At 44.5% G+C, this 19,892-nt stretch carries 26 protein-coding genes; 9 read left to right on the top strand and 17 right to left on the bottom strand.

The annotated features are described in order from the left end of the window. The 6 genes from IQ270_RS18965 to IQ270_RS18990 form a co-directional block, all read right to left on the bottom strand. Positions 1 to 943 (bottom strand): serine/threonine-protein kinase (locus tag IQ270_RS18965; RefSeq protein WP_193974705.1); only part of this gene is annotated, 943 nt, incomplete at its 3' end. 137 nt (positions 944 to 1,080) lie between these two features. Further along, positions 1,081 to 1,527 (bottom strand): SRPBCC family protein, encoded by a 447-nt coding sequence (locus IQ270_RS18970; protein ID WP_193974706.1) that lies wholly within the window; start codon positions 1,525 to 1,527, stop codon positions 1,081 to 1,083. A 227-nt stretch (positions 1,528 to 1,754) separates the two neighbouring features. Next, positions 1,755 to 3,233, bottom strand: a complete 1,479-nt coding sequence (zds, locus tag IQ270_RS18975; RefSeq protein ID WP_193974707.1) for a 9,9'-di-cis-zeta-carotene desaturase — start codon at positions 3,231 to 3,233, stop codon at positions 1,755 to 1,757. Between the two features lie 101 nt (positions 3,234 to 3,334). Then, positions 3,335 to 3,679: a type II toxin-antitoxin system PemK/MazF family toxin gene (locus IQ270_RS18980; RefSeq protein WP_228056497.1), complete on the bottom strand. Its 345-nt coding sequence runs from the start codon at positions 3,677 to 3,679 to the stop codon at positions 3,335 to 3,337. After that, on the bottom strand, positions 3,658 to 3,840 hold the full coding sequence (locus IQ270_RS18985; RefSeq protein WP_228056498.1) for a hypothetical protein: 183 nt from the start codon (positions 3,838 to 3,840) through the stop codon (positions 3,658 to 3,660). Before IQ270_RS18985 ends, IQ270_RS18980 begins: the two co-directional genes overlap by 22 nt. 221 nt (positions 3,841 to 4,061) lie before the next feature. After that, on the bottom strand, positions 4,062 to 5,714 hold the full coding sequence (locus IQ270_RS18990; protein ID WP_193974708.1) for a hypothetical protein: 1,653 nt from the start codon (positions 5,712 to 5,714) through the stop codon (positions 4,062 to 4,064). A gap of 218 nt (positions 5,715 to 5,932) precedes the next feature. Here IQ270_RS18990 and IQ270_RS18995 point away from each other — a divergent pair, with 218 nt between their 5' ends. The 4 genes from IQ270_RS18995 to IQ270_RS19010 all read left to right on the top strand — a co-directional run bounded on the left by IQ270_RS18995 (position 5,933) and on the right by IQ270_RS19010 (position 7,406). Next, entirely contained in the window at positions 5,933 to 6,076 is a 144-nt protein-coding gene (locus IQ270_RS18995; RefSeq protein ID WP_193974709.1) for a hypothetical protein, read from the top strand. 71 nt (positions 6,077 to 6,147) lie between these two features. Beyond that, on the top strand, positions 6,148 to 6,501 hold the full coding sequence (locus tag IQ270_RS19000) for an iron-sulfur cluster assembly accessory protein (protein WP_193974710.1): 354 nt from the start codon (positions 6,148 to 6,150) through the stop codon (positions 6,499 to 6,501). Between the two features lie 93 nt (positions 6,502 to 6,594). After that, complete coding sequence (locus IQ270_RS19005) at positions 6,595 to 7,011, top strand: M48 family metallopeptidase (RefSeq protein ID WP_193974711.1); 417 nt, start codon at positions 6,595 to 6,597, stop codon at positions 7,009 to 7,011. A 197-nt stretch (positions 7,012 to 7,208) separates the two neighbouring features. Continuing rightward, positions 7,209 to 7,406 carry a hypothetical protein gene (locus IQ270_RS19010; protein WP_193974712.1) on the top strand — a complete coding sequence of 66 codons (198 nt, stop codon included), beginning with the start codon at positions 7,209 to 7,211 and terminating at the stop codon, positions 7,404 to 7,406. Positions 7,407 to 7,854: 448 nt separating this feature from the next. Here IQ270_RS19010 and IQ270_RS19015 read toward each other — a convergent pair whose 3' ends face one another. Beyond that, positions 7,855 to 9,486 (bottom strand): DUF3352 domain-containing protein, encoded by a 1,632-nt coding sequence (locus IQ270_RS19015; protein ID WP_193974713.1) that lies wholly within the window; start codon positions 9,484 to 9,486, stop codon positions 7,855 to 7,857. A gap of 146 nt (positions 9,487 to 9,632) precedes the next feature. Between IQ270_RS19015 and IQ270_RS19020 the strand changes: the two genes are divergently transcribed. Both IQ270_RS19020 and IQ270_RS31195 read left to right on the top strand, forming a co-directional pair. Further along, the gene (locus IQ270_RS19020) at positions 9,633 to 10,559 is read left to right on the top strand and encodes a TIGR01777 family oxidoreductase (RefSeq protein ID WP_193974714.1); all 927 of its coding nucleotides are present in this window, start codon (positions 9,633 to 9,635) and stop codon (positions 10,557 to 10,559) included. Between the two features lie 446 nt (positions 10,560 to 11,005). Beyond that, entirely contained in the window at positions 11,006 to 11,446 is a 441-nt protein-coding gene (locus tag IQ270_RS31195; RefSeq protein WP_339384225.1) for a hypothetical protein, read from the top strand. 4 nt (positions 11,447 to 11,450) lie between these two features. Here IQ270_RS31195 and IQ270_RS19030 read toward each other — a convergent pair whose 3' ends face one another. Both IQ270_RS19030 and IQ270_RS19035 read right to left on the bottom strand, forming a co-directional pair. Further along, positions 11,451 to 11,642, bottom strand: a complete 192-nt coding sequence (locus IQ270_RS19030; RefSeq protein WP_193974715.1) for a hypothetical protein — start codon at positions 11,640 to 11,642, stop codon at positions 11,451 to 11,453. 55 nt (positions 11,643 to 11,697) lie between these two features. After that, positions 11,698 to 12,237 carry a transposase gene (locus tag IQ270_RS19035; protein ID WP_193974716.1) on the bottom strand — a complete coding sequence of 180 codons (540 nt, stop codon included), beginning with the start codon at positions 12,235 to 12,237 and terminating at the stop codon, positions 11,698 to 11,700. On the opposite strand from IQ270_RS19035, the gene IQ270_RS19040 reads away from it, so the two are divergent. Then, positions 12,218 to 12,673, top strand: a complete 456-nt coding sequence (locus IQ270_RS19040; protein ID WP_228056500.1) for a Uma2 family endonuclease — start codon at positions 12,218 to 12,220, stop codon at positions 12,671 to 12,673. The two genes, IQ270_RS19035 and IQ270_RS19040, sit on opposite strands and share 20 nt — an antisense overlap. Positions 12,674 to 12,748: 75 nt before the next feature. Here the strand turns inward: IQ270_RS19040 and IQ270_RS19045 are convergent, their stop codons facing one another. Continuing rightward, positions 12,749 to 13,552, bottom strand: coding sequence for a pentapeptide repeat-containing protein (locus IQ270_RS19045; protein ID WP_193974718.1), 804 nt, complete (start codon positions 13,550 to 13,552; stop codon positions 12,749 to 12,751). Positions 13,553 to 13,617: 65 nt separating this feature from the next. Next, positions 13,618 to 14,478, bottom strand: a complete 861-nt coding sequence (locus IQ270_RS19050) for a DUF4351 domain-containing protein (protein ID WP_193974719.1) — start codon at positions 14,476 to 14,478, stop codon at positions 13,618 to 13,620. Positions 14,479 to 14,680: 202 nt separating this feature from the next. Here IQ270_RS19050 and IQ270_RS19055 point away from each other — a divergent pair, with 202 nt between their 5' ends. Beyond that, positions 14,681 to 15,505, top strand: coding sequence for a transporter substrate-binding domain-containing protein (locus IQ270_RS19055; RefSeq protein ID WP_193974720.1), 825 nt, complete (start codon positions 14,681 to 14,683; stop codon positions 15,503 to 15,505). A 52-nt stretch (positions 15,506 to 15,557) separates the two neighbouring features. Then, positions 15,558 to 17,759 (top strand): ABC transporter substrate-binding protein, encoded by a 2,202-nt coding sequence (locus IQ270_RS31200; RefSeq protein ID WP_228056501.1) that lies wholly within the window; start codon positions 15,558 to 15,560, stop codon positions 17,757 to 17,759. Between the two features lie 61 nt (positions 17,760 to 17,820). On the opposite strand, the gene IQ270_RS19065 is transcribed toward IQ270_RS31200, so the two are convergent. From IQ270_RS19065 to IQ270_RS32370, 6 genes are all read right to left on the bottom strand, one after another. Beyond that, positions 17,821 to 18,033 carry a hypothetical protein gene (locus IQ270_RS19065; RefSeq protein WP_193974721.1) on the bottom strand — a complete coding sequence of 71 codons (213 nt, stop codon included), beginning with the start codon at positions 18,031 to 18,033 and terminating at the stop codon, positions 17,821 to 17,823. A gap of 172 nt (positions 18,034 to 18,205) precedes the next feature. Continuing rightward, on the bottom strand, positions 18,206 to 18,598 hold the full coding sequence (locus IQ270_RS19070; protein ID WP_193974722.1) for an ACP S-malonyltransferase: 393 nt from the start codon (positions 18,596 to 18,598) through the stop codon (positions 18,206 to 18,208). Continuing rightward, positions 18,598 to 18,972 carry a DUF433 domain-containing protein gene (locus tag IQ270_RS19075; RefSeq protein ID WP_193974723.1) on the bottom strand — a complete coding sequence of 125 codons (375 nt, stop codon included), beginning with the start codon at positions 18,970 to 18,972 and terminating at the stop codon, positions 18,598 to 18,600. The genes IQ270_RS19070 and IQ270_RS19075 overlap by 1 nt, the downstream gene beginning before the upstream one ends. Before the next feature lie 134 nt (positions 18,973 to 19,106). After that, on the bottom strand, positions 19,107 to 19,430 hold the full coding sequence (locus IQ270_RS19080; RefSeq protein ID WP_193974724.1) for a XisI protein: 324 nt from the start codon (positions 19,428 to 19,430) through the stop codon (positions 19,107 to 19,109). Continuing rightward, positions 19,418 to 19,726, bottom strand: coding sequence for an element excision factor XisH family protein (locus IQ270_RS19085; RefSeq protein WP_339384226.1), 309 nt, complete (start codon positions 19,724 to 19,726; stop codon positions 19,418 to 19,420). The genes IQ270_RS19080 and IQ270_RS19085 overlap by 13 nt, the downstream gene beginning before the upstream one ends. Continuing rightward, on the bottom strand, positions 19,699 to 19,839 hold the full coding sequence (locus IQ270_RS32370) for an element excision factor XisH family protein (protein ID WP_339384227.1): 141 nt from the start codon (positions 19,837 to 19,839) through the stop codon (positions 19,699 to 19,701). Before IQ270_RS32370 ends, IQ270_RS19085 begins: the two co-directional genes overlap by 28 nt. Positions 19,840 to 19,892 lie beyond the last annotated feature (53 nt).

Raw genomic sequence — 19,892 nt, forward strand, 5'->3', positions numbered from 1 at the left:
CCCCCTGATGCGGTGCCCCCGTGCGTGCCCCCGACTGCTGCGGCTGCAAATCTTTCAATACCTCAGCTACAGATTTGTAGCGACGACTCAGACTCGGTTCGATCGTTTTGTCGAGGATACGGCTTAATTTCGGATCGATTTGAACCTTCAAAAAATCTCGCCAAACCCAAGCATCCTGATTGATATCGAACAAATCAAAAGGAGATATTTGAGTCAGCAAATAAATGCAAGTTACTCCCAAACTGTACAAATCGCTGGCATAAACCGCTTGGCCTCGAATTTGTTCCGGCGCGACGAATTCTGGCGAACCGATGACTGTACCTGTTTCTCTCAAACCCTCCACAAGTTTTGCAGCACCAAAATCAACTAAAACTAATTCCCCAGTTAAGTTTGGGTAAGTATAAATAATCGGAGTTTGAGCAATGCGACGGCGGATAATATTTGGTGGTTTGATGTCTCGGTGAATTACATTGCGATCGTGCACGAACTGCAATACTGGCAATAAATCCTTCAGCAAACTGAGAATTTTACTTTCGCTGAACGGCCCAGTCCGCGCTAATTCTTGCTGTAAATTCTCACCTTCTATAAATTCCTGCACCAAATACTGATAGCGTTCCTGCTGAAAGTGCGCCAGCAACTCGGGAATTTGTGGGTGTTTCCCCAATTCGTCCAGCCGCACCGCTTCTCGGTTGAATAATTCTGCTGCTTTTTCGGCGCTGCTCGTTCCTTGGGATAGCGGGAAAAACTGCTTGATTGCACAGCGCGGTTTCGAGGGTTTGTCTTCGTCTACTGCTAAAAAAGTGCGGCCGAAACCGCCTCTACCGAGGGGTTTGATGGCGCGGTAACGTTCTCTGAGTAACAGTTTGGAACCGCAATTCAGGCAATATTGGGTACGATCGGCATTTTGCGGGTTTTGACAGGCGGGGTTTAGGCAATAACTCATAGTTTGCTAGGAATCAGCAGCATATTTCTATGATACTGAAGCAAAAGGGATCTCGACCTTTGCGTTACAATTAAAAACCAAAGGACTGAAGTCCTCACTACAAACTGGTTCGTAGTGAGGACTTCAGTCCGCAGCCTTTAATATCTAGCTTTAACATTCATAGCATACTCTTTAAACCTCTCCAAGTCAGCCATAAGAGTCGATTCAACGACTCGCGCTAGAAATGAATTGTCCATCAATTTTGCCAGCCACCCGGGAACTCCATAAGCCACCGTTAGTTTGACAATGCTGCTGTTTTTGCGATCGTAAAACCGCACCGCACCTCGATTTGGCAAACCGTCTACCGATTCCCACTGAATTATCTGATTTGGCACTAATTTGAGAATCCGAGAAAGCCAGCTAAATTCTAACCCGCCAGTTGCCAGTTTCCAGCGAGACAGTTCTGGATTTTCTTCGAGAACTCGAACTGATTCGATCCACTTCATCCAGCGCGGCATTTGCTCTAAATCCGACCAAAGTTCCCACGCTAATTCGATGGGAATTGCTACTTCTACTTGTACGCTGTGTTCTAACCAATCAGTCATGGGATTTTAGATTTTAGATTTTAGATTGGGAATGGGGAATTGGGAATTGGGAATTGGTTATATCAAATCCGGTAGCATCGGAATTATCAGAGTGCGAGCGTCCTAGCTGGCTACCTAAATAGGGAGCTAGGACGCTCGCACTCTCGTAGATCGAAATATATAATTCCAATGCAACCAGAAACGATATTATGGGTTATTATTACCAACAAATAGGAACCAACAACCAACTAATAACTAATGACTGCTGACTGCTGACTGCTGACTGCTGACTGCTGACTGTAAGCTTCCATAATTGCCTTGGCCGCTTGATGACCGGAAAGTGTTGCACCTTCCATGCTATCAATGTAGTCTTGCTGAGTGTAACTTCCTGCTAAAAAGAAGTTAGCAACAGGAGTTTTTTGAGCGGGGCGATAAACATCCATTCCCGGTGCTTCGCGATACAGAGATTGAGCCAACTTAACTACACTGTACCAAGTCATATTTAATTCCCGCGCTGATGGAAATAAATCTTGAACTTGCTTGAGTACGTGTTGGGCGATCGCCTCATTGCTTTGTTTGATAAACGGATCGCCCGGTGTCAGCACCAACTGCAACAGAGAACCTTGTCCTTCCTTATAATAATCCTTGGGACTTGTCAGTGCCAAATCTGCAAAACAAGAAAAATCTGCATCTGCTGAATATAGCAAATTATCAATTCCGACAGCGTGGCTCAACTGTTTGCGCTGCGCTTCATCTTCCAATTCCGTTACCCAACCGTCGAACCGCAATTGCACTGTAGCAACTGGTACAGCATCCAATTGGTAAATATTGTCAAATTCCGACCATTTCCGCCAAGCTGGGGGCAGTATTTTTTGAATTCCCGGCACATCTAAGGCAAAAACATAAGCATCGGCGGTAATAATTTCTTCCGTTTCGCCGCTGGCTACTGCTAAGCCGGTGACGCGAGTTTCTGCACCTTCTTGAAACTGAATTTCTCGCACTCGGCGCCGCGTGTGAATTTTCGTGCCTTTCTTTTCCAAATATTCCACGATTGGCTTGTGCAAATATTCGCTGGGAGAACCGGCCAGCATTCGCATCCTTGATGCTTCGGTTTTGGTAGCAAATAATTGAAATATTGTCAACATACACCGGGCAGAAATATTTTCAGTGTCGATAAAACCTAGTGCGTAGGCGATCGGATTCCACATTCTTTTGAGCGAGTTTTGGTTGCCGCCGTGGCTGCGAAACCAGTCAGCAAAGCTAATTTTATCCAAATCGCGGATAGTTTTCATCGCTCCGTCAAAGTCGATCAAACCTCTGACGATGGGGCTAGTTCCCAGGGCGATCGAATTTTGGATTTTGTCCTGTACGGATAGCTGCGATGTAGTGAAAAATGCCTTCAATCCGTGCAAAGGAGCACCCACCGGAAAGCGAAAATCTAAACTACCTGTTTCGCCGCCTCGATTGATAAAAGTGTGGACGTGTTCTTTGACGAGCAAATCGTCAAAGGCCCCGACTTTTTTCATCAGGGCAAATAAGTTATAATAGCAGCCGAAGAAGACGTGCAAACCCATTTCAACGTGATTGCCGTCTGGATCTACCCAACTGCCGACTTTACCGCCTACAAAGGGGCGGGACTCAAAAATTTCTACTTCGTGGCCGGCATCCACTAAATCGACTGCTGTGGTCATTCCAGCCAGTCCCGCACCTGCGATCGCAACCCGCATTTTACAATTCCTTATCAGTATGTTTACAGATTGTAACAAATTTTAGAATATCAGAAATATTATTAAAGTTCGTAAATGCCGATCGACACTTGTACAGCCCTCTATATTCTTGCCAAACACACAGCACTAATTTCACCGTAAGGGCCTTGTTCTAGGAATGTCTGTCGCAAAGCAGAAACGTTTTCGCATACAGCTAGAGAATCAGCTTGCAATCCTCCCTCACCCGCAGGAATCAAGACGCGAGTAGGATTTTCTACTCCTGCAAGGTTACTTGTGAAAAAAACAACAATGACAGAATCGGTAAACTCGTTGCGGATATCGGCAGAAACCACAACTACAGGTCTTTTTTTGGTATCTCCTAACTGACGCAAAGAACAAAGAAAGGTAAATCTCACCTTGGCGGGGATAAGTTTTCGCTGTTGAGTTAGAGTCCATCGCTGCTCCATGTTTCTTCTACCTGTTCCTCTACCAAATTAAACCACTCTTTTTCATCCTCCATATCTTCTTGGCTGCGGTTTTGATAAAACTTCCGCAACTTATCTTCGATTTGCTTAGCGTACCAGAGACGGAGAGCTTGTTCGATCGCCTCCGTCCAATCATCAGTCAACTAATCTATTTTATCCGCGAATTCAGCATCAAGGGCAACTAACACTTCTCGCTTTTGAGTAGAATTTGACACGATCATTCTCCTTGCCAATTCAAATAAAAAAAATGACTGCTAACTGTTGACTGGTGACTAATATCATTGGTTGTTAGTTATTGGTTATTAGCAGCAGCACACGAGTAACTAATAACTAATAACTAATAACTAACAACTAACAACTGACATCAAAACATCGGCATCAACTCAAGCGGCCCAATTCCCAAATCTTTAGCAGACACCCAGCGCACCTCAAACAAAGCGATCATATCCTTAAACTGAGGCTGACCGCGAGAAGCACCCATCAACCCTTTAGCAATCACCAAACCGCACCAACCGTTCGTTAATTGACAGCGGTGCTCCCACTTTTGACGAGCTTCCTGATGCACCGGATCGTTTTCATTAAATTCGCCAAACAAATAGAGCTCTCCATTTTTAGCTTGCAAAATACCCAAATCGTACTGCTCGTCTTGAAAAGGATCTTCGCCCGGATTAAAGCAAAGTGCCTTCACCCCTCCAGCTTCTTTCAAATCCTGAATCATAGTTTTCGCCTTCGGGTGGGAAGTCTGGATCATCACCACAGGCAAACCGTCTCCGGCGGTATTAATATGATCAATTTCTGCACTTTGGTGAAACTGGACACTTACGCGCAGAAACTCTACCGTTGACCAAGGCACTGCGCCGAGACTCAAAAATGAATTTGGCGGGACTAAATCGTCTCGCAACAGTGGCATTTCAAATTCATCATCATCATCATCGTCATCACCGTCACCGTCGAGCATATCTAACAATTCGACGGACACATCAGGCATCGTCGAAACTTTAACGGATACCTGCTGAATTGCTCCATCAGACTGCGGAACAGGGATGCGGTAGCGACTGCTGAGAGTTGGAAATGTATCTGCTCCCAATTTCCGGCGGCTGTTGCGGAAAAAGCGGTGAAAGGCTTCGAGAGCAACTAACATCGTGAGAGCTTCTTCTTCGTAAAGAATCGATCGCAATCCTTCTAAAGGATGGAGATTACCAAAATTTGGTTCAATTTCCGATGGAGGCAAATCGGCTAAATCAATTTCGTCATCCTCATCGTCCTCATCAAAATCTCCGGCACTTTCAAAGGTGAGAAACAAACAGTCCTGCCCTAAAAAAGCCTGTTCTAAATCTTCAAAAGATTCATCGTTGACGACTCGCTCTCGAAACCGCTTCAAGGATTCTAGAGAACGGTATAGCAAAACTCCGTAATCCATTCTGCCTTGTCCCAATACAGACACGTAGAGGCTGGCAACATCCCACTGATTGATTTCAATAGATATAATTTGGTGTTCCCTCAAAGTCCGCCACGGAGCATCGTGCCAAATTTGAGCTGCTTTTTCCATAAGAACTTCGGCGTACTGAGGGGGTAACTCAGGAGGTCTGTTGATGGCCACCTCTTCCATGCCCCGAAATATTTCGTCAATTAGGGGCAATTCCGGTACGTAGTCAATGGAAATGTCTAAATCTTGAAGGACGCCCCGCAGGTAAAATTGAATTTCTCGGTTTTTGACTACTATTTTTTGGGGGCGGACTGCGGGAGCCGGAGTTTGGGGATGTTCCATTGCCCGCAGCAGAGCCCGGACGATCGCCTCTGGGCCGGCATCGGACCCTACCACGTCCATAGCCCTCACGACGCCTTCAGAGCCGTCCACCCAGAGAATGCACTCGCTCCCGGCTTCTGGAACGTCATCGTCCTCTAGCATGATGTGCGAGTCAGCATTAGATAAGGGTCGGCGGTCGCCCTCCCACACGCTGGGAATTTGAGGTAAGTTTTGTAGCCGACGAAGAGTAGAGCGATTCAGCGCTGCCATAGAGTAAGCCCGTTGGGTGAAGCATTGTTGCGGTGCCGATAGTCGGTCAACCACTGCTTCTCAATCATAAACCCTATGGGGGGAGAGGACATCAAGCTGTTGGCAGTTGGCAGTTGTTATTTGTTATTTGTTATTTGTTATTTGTTATTTGTTATCTGTTATTTGTTATTTGTTATTTGTTAGTTGTTAGTTGTTAGTTGTTAGTTGTTAGTTGTTAGTTGTTAGTTGTTATTAGCCAACAGCCAACAGCCAACAGCCAACAGCCAACAGCCAACAGCCAACAGCCAACAGCCAACAGCCAACAGCCAACAGCCAACAGCCAACAGCCAACAGCCAACAGCCAACAGCCAACAGCTAACTGACAGATTCCTTGTACAATGGACGGATAAGATTAAACTCTTAGCGTTGCACAGTCTCAGGAGTTCGACAAATTATGACTCAAGCCATTTCACAAAAGCGGGGCATTCAAATGACGGACTCTGCTGTCCGTCAAGTTTTAGCTCTTCGAGAAAAACAAGGTACAGACCTCTGCTTGCGGGTAGGCGTGCGCCAGGGCGGCTGTTCTGGTATGTCTTACGTTATGGATTTCGCAGACCCGAGCACTGTGAAAGCTGACGATGAGGTGTTCGACTACGACGGTTTTCAGGTAGTGTGCGATCGCAAAAGCATTCTTTATCTCTACGGCTTGGTACTCGACTTCAGCGATGCCATGATCGGGGGCGGCTTTAAGTTTACCAACCCCAACGCTACTCAGACTTGCGGCTGCGGCAGTTCTTTTTCTACATGAACTTAAAATAGGGCTAGGCGCAGAAATTTATTAATTGCGCCGGGCCCTGTTCCATCCAACATTCCAAATCTCAAATCCTCAATCTCAAATCGCATGACGCCAGAAGAATTATTTAAAGAAGGTTTCGATCGCTACCAAGCTGGCGAAGCCCCTGCTCATCTGATCCCCGTGTTCAAAGAAGTGTGCGAAAAAGCTCCCAAAAATGGCAATGCCTGGGCTAGTCTCGCGTGGCTCTACCTGTTGGAAAATAAACCCGCACCAGCTCAAAAGGCAGCCAAAACCGCCGTAAAATTGAACCCTCACGACCCCCAAGCTCGAATCAACCTAGCAGTCGCGATCCTCGACCTCAAAGAAAAAGGTGTGCGCCCCCACGTAGAAGTCGCTCAGCAACTCCTGATGGCTTCGGAAGAGTTGCTGGACGAAGTTAAAAAAAATTTTGAAGAAGGATTGAGCAGGAAACCGGACTGGAAGAGTCTCGCCCGTGTCAAGCAGTGGCTTTTTGAGCCGTAACTGCCGATAAAAGCCGAGTTTTGAGCGGGGATCAAGGAAATAAGGTTGGGAAGTTATTACGATTTCGTAATAAATCAATAAATAACTTTATGGAAAACTCAGAAAGTCAGTGCTAGTATTTGAAGACTTAGACGATCGACAAACCCGCTCAGCGGTTTTCAAACTTGACTACCATAAATACTAGGAGTTGTAAGGACATGAGCAACGACAGCCACGTTAACATCAAACCAGCTACCCGCAACCACAAAGGTTTCTTTATTCAGCCAGCTTCTTACAAGTTGATGAGCATTGATAAATCCGGCTGGGCCTTGATTTGCCTGGACAAAGCAGTTTGTCACTATGTAGATCCCGATGACTTGCAATTGCCGAATAAGTCGGGAATGTCTGAAGGTTAATCTAGAAGTTTTGAGAGACATTAAAATGCTTTATTTGAGTAGCTGCCCTCCCTGGAGAGGCAGCAACTTTTTTTTGAGAAGTTATTAGTTATTGGTTATTGGTTATTGGTTATTGGTTATTGGTTATTGGTTATTGGTTATTGGTTATTGGTTATTAGTTGTTGGTTATTGGTTATTGGTTATTAGTCAGTAGGGGCGGTGCCTGTGAGTGCCCGCCCTCCTGCCGTCCTGCCGTCCTGCCGTCCTGCCGTCATGTTTTGCTGTCGCCTCCGAGCTTTGGATCCAACGTCATCAGGAAGAAGGAAGAGGGAAGAAGCTGTGTACGGGATGTAACGGATCGAAATAAGTTGGGCAACGGATTCTGTAACGGATTTAATGGATAGAAAAATTACCAATTACCAATTCCCAATTACCAATTACCAATTACCAATTCCCGATTCCCGATCGCCTAATTGTTATATTTTAAGGCAAACAGCATTTCAAGCTGAGCAGTTGTGGGTTCTGTCGAAGCTGTGGCTACGCTGACTCCTCGCAGAGAATTGAGCAATTCAGCGACGGGCGGCGAAACTAAATTTGGCTGTACTGCGAGCAAATAACGGTTGGCCCAAGACATGGTTTTTTCCATATCTATGTAAAAGTAACCTTGGTTGGCCGGAGGTAAAGAAGTGGCGATCGCCTGAAAACTCGGACTGCTGCTTAGGGGTTGCGGTGGCGCTGTTGTGATGACATCGATTAAAGGGCCGCCGAAAGCTACAAACACAGAATTTTCATTCAGCCAACCGTGCCCGAATAAAGTGCCTTGTTGGGGTATTTGCCACTCTGTGACTTGTTTTCCCTGCACTTGTCTGGTGGCGACACTGACTGTGGGGTTGCTTTTGGCGATCGCATCGAGTTTTTTGAGGGTGGCTTCCGCTGCGGGGCGATCGCTCGTTTCAAAAAGCATCGCCGCCCCCATCCCCAACTGAGACAAAATACCTCGATCCGAACCGATCGCCCCGAGCGCAAATTCCCCATTCATCCACCCAAAAACATCGCGATCTGCATCCAAATCCAACCGCTTAAAACTATCACGAACCTGCTGAATTCCCCGATCGACTTCCGGGCTATTTTTTGCCTCTGCTGTCGCCTGCAACCAAATTTTATCCAGTCCCTTACCGCCGACTAAAGCAATAGTTTCGCCGGGAAATCTCGACAACAATTTCGACGGGGCTTGCGAATTTTGCGGCAGTAATTTCGGGTATAGCTGAGCGATGGTTTTTACCCTCAATCCCGAACTGTCCGCGCCAATTCCCGCAACCATTGACTTGACTTGTTTGAACTGCTGCATCACTGTCAAAAGCGACTGCAAATCATCGGGAAAATTAGCTTTCAATTGCTGCAGGGCCGCAGGATAGTTAGCAATATAAATAGTTGCGATCGGATTCTTTACCCCAGCACTCTCAGAAAAAAACTTAGTTGTACTCTGCTGGGTGGCGAGGGAGGGTTCTCCTTTAAAAGTGTCGATCGCCAATTCCACAGGCTTTCTCAAAGGAGCCATGACTAATTGGTCGTTCAGCAAAGCCACACTGTAGCGCTTGCCAGTTGGCTCAGCAATTTCCGAAATTTTAACTCCTTTATACTCAGTTTCTTGACTTGTTGCACCTTGCTGAGATTTTAATTTATTGGCAAAATTCCAAGCGCTAATTTTATTTTTGACACTGACTACAACCAGTAGTTTAGGAGGGTCGGTTTTCGGCGCAGCATCAGGCGGCAGCAAAGCCACCATCACCCCCCCCAACCAGGGCTTCAAGTCCCTGTCAAAGTCAATTTGAGTGCCTGCCAAGCTTTGTTCTTGAAAGGCCTTCAAACCCTGACCGACCAACTTTTGAGCGCCCGGAGTGCCAAGTTGCTGCAACTGAGCCAGCGCTTGGGGATTGGGGGAGATGAAGGCGGCCATCGTTGCTTCGTCGGGTACAACTTTAGCGCTTTCTTGAGGGTTGGATATTTGTTGGCTCAAACCCCGGAAGTAAAAGTAGACCGCGGCGCTACCTGCTGCGACGGCGGCGGCAGCAATTAGAAGCTTTGGTTTTTTTGCAGGCATTATTTTTGATCCTCGCGTCCTTTATCAGTTTAATGAAAATCCACTTGGGCTGTGACGAGGAACTCGATGCTGTTGGTTTTTGTATAATTTAAAACAAGTTTGGACGATCGTGTAAACTGCTGTTGATATCAAGTGCGGGAAGAAAGATGAAAGTAGCGATCGCGGGAGCAACGGGATTTGTGGGTAGCCGGCTGGTGGAGAAACTGCAATCCGCCGGACATCAAGCAGTAGTTTTGAGCAGGGACGCGCAGAAGGCCCTGCGAGTTTTTCCGGCTTCAGCTTATCCGAATTTGGAAGTTGTCGCCTACACTCCTGCGGAGTCTGGTGATTGGCAAAACTCGATCGCGGGCTGCGACGCTGTTGTCAATTTAGCAGGGGTTCCCATTGCGGAGGAAAAGTGGACGGAAGCGCGCCAGCAAGCAATTCGGGACAGCCGCAAACAGACCACGGAAAAATTGGTAGAGGCGATCGTCAATGCTAATCCTAAACCATCGGTGTTTGTTAGCGCATCGGCGATCGGCTATTACGGCACCAGCGAAACTGCTGAGTTTGACGAAAACAGCCCGGCCGGAAACGATTTTTTAGCCGCCGTTTGCAAAGACTGGGAAGCAGCAGCCCAACCTGCCAAAAATGCCGGTACAAGACTAGCAATTTTGCGACTGGGGATAGTCTTGGGAATGGGAGGCGCGCTAGCTAAAATGCTGCCACCTTTTAAACTATTTGCAGGCGGACCGATCGGCACTGGAAAACAGTGGTTTTCTTGGATTCACCGCGACGATGTGGTTGATTTAATTTTGTACGCTTTGCAAAATCCGCAAGTTGAAGGCGTTTTGAATGCGACAGCGCCAAATCCAGTGCGGATGAATGAATTGTGCCAAACTTTAGGAGAAGTTTTAAGTCGGCCTTCTTGGCTGCCGGTGCCAAGTTTTGCTTTAGAATTGCTGTTGGGAGACGGGGCAAAAGTTGTTCTGGAAGGGCAGAAAGTGTTGCCTAAACAAACTTTAGCTAGCGGTTTTCAATATCAATATCCGACATTGAAATTAGCACTTGAAGAGATTTTATCGGGAAGTTAGGAACCTACGGAATAGAACCCGCCCAATAGAATTCGGCTGCTCCAGAAACCAATAAAATCCCTCGTTACCAGGCTCTGTCTGGTAACGCAAATCGAGAGGTTATGCCTCGCTTATTCCGAAAGCAGATGAACAATAAAAAACTAGCAACCGCATTTAAAGTTCCAGCAAAACTCCCATTTTTTTAAGCTATCTGCTGGCAAATTGTTGATTTTTAACAAATGACTTTCAAGGAAATGCTATCCCCCTAGGATTCTGGCTGGAATTATTGGTGAGTATTGGGAAAACCTAGCTCTGAGGAACTAGGTTTTATTCAACAAATCAGCCAAGATTATCAGTCTTGGCTGGTAAGGTGTTCTACATTTAAACTGTCTGTCAAAAACGAATAAAATTTAAATGTCGCAACAGCTTATGGGATAAAATTTCCAGTTATTGTTGACGGTACTACGATTAAATTCGAGATGGTTTGTGAAGGGCGAATTGAGTTGGGCGAACCCAATTATCCAAATTTGTCGCCTGTTCCTTGTTTGAATCAAATTGATAGTATAGCAGAAAAGTTGTTGGCAAATGCCGATCGACAGTTGAGCGATCGGGTAAATTCTAGAGATTTAATCGACTTAGCTGTGCAAAGGTTAGCGACTCCGATTCCCCAAAGGGCGATCGACAAAGCGGAAGCAGCTTATCAAGTTATGGAACCGCTCGATCGAGCGATTCAATATTTCCAATATCGTCGCGATTATCGGGAAAAATGCTATGATGTTTTGAGTATCGCAGAGCCAAATAAAGTTATTAATGGTATCGATTTACTAGCTCAGGATTTAGGCAGGGAAATGACAGTCAGGACATTTAGCGAGACTATTTCCTCGTTCCCAAGTAAGCTAGAAAATTAGATGCTTAGATGCTAGATTTGGTATTGCTCTCCTCGTTCTCCTCGTTCTCCTCGTTAACAGGCTCTGCCTGGTAACGCAGATCCCGAGGCTCTGCCTCGCTCTTTTCCATTCTTTTTCCCCTCGTTACCAGGCTTTCCTCGTTAACAGGCTCTGCCTGGTAACGCAGATCCCGAGGCTCTGCCTCGCTCTTTTCCATTCTTTTTCCCCTCGTTACCAGGCTCTGCCTCGCTCCTCCAAACAAATCATCCGACTCAAAAATCAATCAAATCAACTGGCAACAATCCATCCTCACCCATATAATTTCGATAACTAGAATATCTCCAACAAGCCGGATCGTCAACATAGCCGCGCCTAACAGGATTATTGTGGATATACTCCAATTTTTGCAACAGCATTGCCTCATCCAAAATAGCTTGCGGGTGGAACCCTTCTTGCCATAGCTGATATTTTTGGTCTTTTTTGTGTAGCTTTTTATAGAATGCGAGTTGATCCAGGATGTTGGTAACTTGATTTTTTTCAAGCAAGTCAATTATGGAGCGAGCTGTAAATGATTTAAAATTTCTCATTTGCGTTGACAATTCAGAAGAAGTTACGATTAAGTGCAAGTGATTTTCCATCAGCACGTAACCGTGTAAAGCTAAACGCTTCTCCCGTTGCAGAAAACTTAAGGAATCTAAGACTATTTGTGCTATTTCTGCTTGACAGAATACAGGAATCCAGTTGATAATTGTAGAGGTGACAAAGTGCGGTTGGTTGTCGGAATATATTACTTTGTATCGGCTTCTTCCCATTGGGGCGATCGAGGGTTTGTTGGTGGGTTGGGGCGAGGCGGAGCCTCTGGATCTGCGTTACCAGGCAGAGCCTGGGAACGAGGAATGGAGGGTTTGTTGGTGGGTTGGGGCGAGGCGGAGCCTCTGGATCTGCGTTACCAGGCAGAGCCTGGGAACGAGGGAAGTTCCCGATCGGTTTAATTTACCACCCGATTGGATCGTTGAAGTTCTTTCACCCGAACAAAAGCCGAATAAAGTTATTGGAAATATTCTGTATTGCTTGAATTTTGGCAGTCGGTTGGGCTGGTTTCTCGACCCCGACGATCGCAGTATTTTAGTTTTTGTGCCCGAACAGCAACCCCGTTTGTATTTGGGAAATGAAGTATTGCCCGTATTAGAAGGTATCCCGCTGCGATTAACGGTCGAGCAGGTTTATGGTTGGCTAAAAATGCAATAGGTTGGGAGTTTAATCGATCGCCTCTCTCGGGCGATGGTTCTCATTTTTCAACCGCCTTATTTGTCGATCGCCCTATTATTGACTCAATAAATCTAAAAATTCTTGGACAACGCGATCGGGTTCTTCGTGGCATCTGTTAGCGTCGAAATAGTGGATGATGCTGATACCACCAGATGCAAACAGCCGATCGCGCGTTTCATCTTTTTCTGTGTCGGGATGCGATATTTCCAGAATTCCCCATTTGCCTTGGTGGAAAATGAGAAAATCGGGTTCTTGGTTTTGTCGGCCGGAGGGTGTGGTGAGGCGGGCTTTGGAGTTGGGGAAAAAGAGGGTGTTTGTGCGATCGAGCGCTTCGGCGATTTTTACTTCTTCTTCGCAGCGAAAGCGCAAATCGTTCCAGTGATAAATCCGTTCTTTTGTGCTTGACAGAAATCCCTGGTTATGCACGTTTTCAGCCTTGATAATTTCATCAGATACTGCATTATAATCAGCTAAAATTGCACCGTGTAAATCTGCTGACGAATCAGATTCACTTAAGTTTGCGAATGATAATCTTGCTCCGGTTAAGTTAGCACCGCTGAGGTTAACTCCGATAACTTGAGTTCGATGTAAAGTCACTTGATGTCGCCGCAAGTATCGCTTAAAAACAGAGCGTAAATTATTTTTTTTTACCTTTTCATCAAAAGCCTCTGAGAGTTGTTTCCAGAGTTTAGCCGCCAGCGCTTTGATGTATTCATCATTATATTGAGAGAGTTGAGAAATTTCTTCATAGGAATGTCTGCCTTCCCAGCATTGTCTGAAGATAAGCTCTTGCACGTCGTTTAAGCCTTCGCCATCAAGGACTGTTTCTGCGATCGCGATTGCTTCATCAACGGTCATGGCTTAAGTTTCCTTAAAGTATATATCTGGTGAAGTTTTGACAATAGGCGGCTATATCTTAGCAATTAAGGCCGATGTTCGTTCAACCAATTGGTTAAATCTGAGGCTGATGAAAAATCCAGCAGCGCCTCTCCTAAATCCTCTAATTCTTCTACGGATAAAGTCTGAATTTGCTCGCGGGTTTCAGGTGCGATCGGACCGATGCGTCGAGTCAACTGGCGAGTGAGGAACGACAGCGCCTCGTCTTTCCTTCCTTCAAGGAGGCCTAGTTGTCTTCCTTCAAGGAGGCCATCTTCGCGAATTTCTTGGTAAATCACAGAACCGCGCATAGTTTCCTTCCTAAATAGTTGTCTGATTAAGTCTTTTTCAAATCTCAAACCTGCGAGCACTTGGGTACAAGCGAGTAAATCCGCTTGTTGGGTAGGTTCTTGTATTGTAGCAATCTGAGTAGCGATTTGCTCTAATAAAGTTCGCGGGGAGTTGGTTTGGGATAGTGTCGCGAGTGGGAGTAAGCCGGGGACGGACAGCAGTAAAGCGGGGTCTTGTTCCCACAGGCGGATAACTCGATATCCGTGTCGGGTGTTCGCGTCTGTGTACTCGGATACAAAAACTTGTTCTGAGGCTGTTTGCTGCAAAAAAATCACTACTTGATTGATGGAACAGGAGTATTGCCGTTTGAGCCTGACATAGTAGTCTAGCATTCTGAAGGCGATCGGCGGGTCGGAGTAGGGTCTGGTTTCAAATTCGAGATGGAGGATTTGGTTATCCGTTTGCAGGAAAACGAGAGAATCGGCTCGAATGGGTTCTTGAATTAGTTCGGTTTTGAGTACCTGAACAGTGGTGGGCTCGTCTATTGGTAGTAGCCAGTGGACGAAGGCGGCGGGGAATTTTTCGGCTAGATATTTGCAGGTGTTGTCGTAGGCCAAGGAAGTTGGGTTGTGTGAGGTGGTTAGAAGAGTTTAACCCTAGGGGCATCTATCTGAGAAGAGATTTTTGGGGAATTTGGGGAAAGTTCTTACTTTTTCTTACTTTTTATCACTTTTTATCACTGACAAAGATGAGATCGTGTTGGTAAAGTATTTTACTAATAGCTAGCGAGCAGTGATCCACAGGTATTAATACAGAATAATGAATAAGCGATTAAAACTGATATTTTTAACATCTAGCATTATATGTACAGTGCTGTTTCCTTCGGCAAGCTGGGCGCAGACTGTCTTGCAAGAAATTCAGCAAACAGGAGTTTTAAAAGTTGGGATTAGAAAAGATGCTGTGTTTTTTGGCTATGAAGACGGACAAGGCTGGAAAGGCTATTGTACTACTTTTGCAGATGCACTAGCAAACAGCCTCAGCCGACGGCTGAACAGAAATATTACTGTAGCAGCCGTGCGTTCTACTATTCAAAATCGCGAGGCGATCGTGAGAAACGGAAGTGTGCATATAGAGTGTGGGCCTAACACAATCAGCGGTGCTAAAGAACAAGTCGAAAATATTAAGTATTCTGAAGCATTTTTTATTACAGGCACACAGTTGCTCGTCAAAAATCAAAATAGAAACGTCAACTTGTCAAATACAAGTATTGGCGTCCTTCAAGGTTCTGCTAATTTAGCCGCAGTTGCCAGAGTATATCCTCGTGCTGAAATAGTACAGTTTCCCGAAAGATATTTAGGCATAACAGCAGTGTCGAACGGTAAAATTACTGCTTTCGCGGGCGATACGGTTCTTTTGGTAGGAGAAGCAGTCAGACAAGGATTATCTGTAGATAATTTTGCTTTATTGCCCAGTCAACCTCTTTCCTGTGACGTATATGGGATGATACTTCCCGCCAACGATTCTCAGTGGCAAAATACTGTGAATTCTTTCATTAATAGCAGTGAAGGAAAACAGGCTTGGGGTACTTGGTTTGGAGGATTAGTGCCTTATCTCAAAGCAACTATTGATTATTGCACTAAGTAGATAACGGCAAAAGCAAACAAGATTGCACAATTAAGTTGTTTAGAGGTTAAAAATGTCAGCAACATCAAAAAGTTGGGAACCTGTAATTCTCCCTGTATTAGGCGTTATTGGTTCTGTTCTAATAATGCTGTTAGCGCGTTTGTTTTTATTGTTTATAGTTAGACCATTCTTTGCATTTTTTCAGGAACTAAGCACTAATATTTCTTGGGAAAACATATTAAATTTAACTAAAATAACAGGCATATGGTGGCTGGATATTATTATTGCTATAGTTCCTTTTATTGTCATAAATCTGACAATTAAAGCTTTTTTTGAAGGGATTGAAGGACACCCTGGAATAATCGGTTTACTGTTCCAAATGTTTTGGCATATTGTATTGGCATCATTTTTGTGTTTGGGAGCGGGATCTGCTCCTTTATGTTATGTAATTGGAATTGCTGCTGTAGATTTATTGATCTGTCCATTTGTAATTGTTTTGTGCTTTTTGAATACAATTTTAGATTATGGAAACTTGATTTCAAATTTATCTTCTGGAATTAGTCAAAGTATTTATATAGATATTTTCACAGATACAACTATTAAATTTATAAAAAATGTTGCTTATGTTAATGATTTTACAGACTGGATGAGACAAGATGGAGTGACAATCAATAACTTCTTCGACTATTGGTGGTACAGTCTGAGAGCTTCTGTCTTAGGTTTTAGATTAGACGGATTTTGGCAGTGGTTGATTGCATTTCCCGTAAATATCATAGCTAGTATCACATACTTCGTATTATCATTTATATCTACTTTTAATGGTTTGAGAGAGGAAATTAAGAGGCGAGGTATATCGCAGACTACTAATCCTGTAGTTTTTCCTTTAGCTTTTCTCATGAGTGCAATTTTAGCATTCATAGGCTTTTGGTGGATAACAGCAGGTTCTCAAGTAAAATTAGCTGTTTCACCTTCTTCTGTTGGAATAGTTCAGCCAGCAATAAACCAAAAAAATCAAAGTCAAAGCCTGAGTTTGGGAGAACGCTCTTTAATTCCAGGGAATGCCAATACCCAAAAACAAGCTGGTATAGCAGCCTTTGCAAAGGGTGATTTTGCTACTGCTGTAACCCAGCTAGAGTTCTACATAAAAGCTAATCGGAACGCTCCCGAAGCACTAATTTACCTCAATAACGCTCGTATTGGGAACAGTAAATCTCATACCATCGCTGTAGCTGCACCCATTGGGCAAGGCGGACAAAGCCTAGATACAGCTAATGAAATTATGCGGGGTGTTGCACAGGCACAGGATGAAGTCAATAAAGCTGGCGGCATTCAGAACATTCCTTTAAAAGTAATGATTGCTAATGATGGCAACGATTCCAAAGTAGCGACAGAAATTGCAGATGCCTTAGCCAAAAATCTATCTGTATTGGGCGTAGTTGGTCATTTTAGCAGTGATGCAACAATAGCAGCAGGAGAGGTTTACCAGAAAAATCAACTCTTGGCGATTTCACCTACCAGCACCTCAGTAAAAATTTCTGGGTTGGGTAACTATATCTTTCGCACAGTACCGAGTGATAAATTAGCAGGTCAATCTATAGCAAATTATACAACTGGGCAGTTACGATTGCCAAGAATAGCAGTATTTTTTAATTCTGCTAGCAATTACAGCAAATCGCTGAAAAATGAATTGACGGATGCTCTAAATCAAAACGGTGTGAAAGTAACAGAGCAGTTTGACTTTGCTAGTTCTACTTTCAAGGCAAATGATAATGTAAAACAAGCAATTAGTCAGGGAGCAGAAGTAATTATCCTTTTACCAGATGCAGCATCTCTCGATAAAGCTTTACAGGTAGCGAGAGTGAATCAGAATCAATTACCACTACTGGGTGGAGACAGCCCCTACCAGATTAAAACTTTGGAAATAGGTAAACAGGATGTCGAAGGGATGGTATTAGCAGTTCCTTGGCACAGAGAGGCAGATCCCCAAGCTGAGTTTACTAAAAATGCCGATCGCCTTTGGGGTGCAGATGTCAACTGGCGTACCGCAATGGCTTATGATGCAACTAAAGCATTGATTGCTGCTTTGCAACAAAATCCCACTCGCAGTGGTGTCCAAAAAGCGCTTTCAGCAACCAACTTCTCTGTTCAAGGTGCTTCGGGAGTAGTGAAATTTTTGCCAACGGGCGATCGCAATGCGCCTATTCAACTGGTGAAAATTATTCGCGACGAAAATTCTCGTTCTGGTACTGGTTATGATTTTGTGCCATTGCAGTGAGATGCTTGATGAATGAGGGCTTTGTAGGCACGTTTAAATGATTGAGATCATGTGATAAGTTTCAACGGTTTAGCTCCGCGATCGCCTCATTAACTGTACCTCGAAACACCTTTCTAGATTGATAGTCTTGTTTTCCTTGTGCAATGTTAGCAGCAATTTCGGTGCGACGGCGATCGCTAAGTCTTCGGTGCATGATGACAAGTAAAGCAGTTTGTTCGTCTATAGACAATGTTTCGATCTCGTCTAAAATACTGTCAAATGTTGAAGTTTGCATGGTGAGTTAGGTTTTTTGGGGATGATGGCTGTCTTATTTTACTCAAATTTAATGGAATTTGCTGAAGGCGATCGCACCTCCGATCGCCTACTTTAAAGGTTCTTGAAGTGCGATCGCAATTAAAAAATAAGAAAAAGCGCGATCGCTCAATCGTCCCTGAAAGCCGACAGTGTTAAGGAATGAAAATCCGACCAACTCCTATATAGTTTTCGATGTAAAGTACAATCTCAATCAAGCGATCGACACATTGCTCCCGGTAGTCACGCTCAGCGACTCGCTCGATGTTTCCGAGAGTAACAACAGGTAGCGAAGTTGGTGAACTTTCTTCACGAATAACTTGCTCTAACGAGTCTGTACCCTTCATACTGCGATTTGCTGTCAGCAGAATCATCTGGTTGTCTTGAGCAAATCGCCAAACAATTCGATCGCTACTATTAATTGGTAACTGAACTTCTTCAAAAATCACGAAGCGAATCGATAGTAAATCAACCCAACCTCCGGCAGTTATGCTGCCAAAAAGCATGAGAGCTTGCCCCTCAATATTATGGTCAATTATAAAAATCATCAGCTTGATACAGCAAGTCTGGCTTTTCTTGCCTGAAGTTTTGCCCAAGCTGCCTGTCGATCGGGCTTTGGCGGCATTCCTGCAATCTGAGCGAGCAGATCGCGATTGCGATCTTCCCAATACTGCCGGATTTCTTCTGCCTGTTGCAAAACTATTTGATACTCTGATTCTACTTCAGTACGATTTGTTTCAATATAGGACATCGCTGCGTTGAATTGTTCGTCGGTTATGTAAAACTGATTGCGGATTAGCTTGGGTGGATAGCCAGCGCAAATGTAGTCCATCAGTTGATAAAGCGTAATCCGCGTACCTGCGATCGTGAGTCCGCGCTCGGTGCGAATGATGGCTGATTGTCCGCTCGATACCGAAGTCATAGTTGTAACCTTTAAGCGATTATTTTCATTTTACCTTACTGTATCGACTCATAAATTCTCGCCCTCCAATGCAAATCCCTTCCACTCCATCATACTTTCAAGGATTCTCGCTGCTGCTCACTAGAAGCCACGACCTAAGCAGTATAAGGTCTAACATCAGGCGGTTGAAGTCCCAAAACAATTGATTTGGCCGGAATTCCCGCTGCAACTAACTCCTCACCAATCAGGCGATCTGTATTATTTGCTTGAATCCACACCTGAGAGTCAATAATATCAATATGAATCACGCAATGGTGGATGCGCTGCTCGTTAAACCAACCTATATTTATTAACATATAGCGGTCATTTTCTACATCAAAAATTGTTTCGCTTTGTATCCCGCTGTCACCAACGGGAATCTCAGCGTATTCAGTCAGGAGCTGCTTAACAAGTTGGGGATAATTATTTAAGCTATCCATTGTACTATTTCCTCTCTTTTTGGGTTGAAAACAACAAGATTTAGGCGGTTATTATCTAGCAATATCTGACCAAATCTTTGTCCTTCAAAAAGCTCCGTAAAAGCATTTAGTGGAATTGCAAGATACAGTTTTCTTTCTGATTCAGTCCGTTTTAATATGTCATAGTAAAGAGTGTATTGACCCAACGCTTGCTCTAAATCTGCAATTCGAGACTCTCTGATAAAACTTTTAACTTCAACGGCTATTTTGCGATCGTTGTTCTCAGCAGCTAATAGCTGTTCTGCACCAAGATCGATCGATCGATTTCTTTTCGCCCAAAAGCCAAGGGATACGGATCGTGGGTAATTGTCCAGCCAGCCTGGGTTAGAGCCTGTTTGACAACTTGATGATAAAGGTCTTTTGTTGGCACGATCGCTCTCTTTTGCGATCGAGGTTGACACTGACTATTCTAATGTATTGCAT

It is taken from the genome of Microcoleus sp. LEGE 07076 (assembly GCF_015207455.1).
Classification (GTDB): Bacteria; Cyanobacteriota; Cyanobacteriia; order Cyanobacteriales; family Microcoleaceae; genus Microcoleus.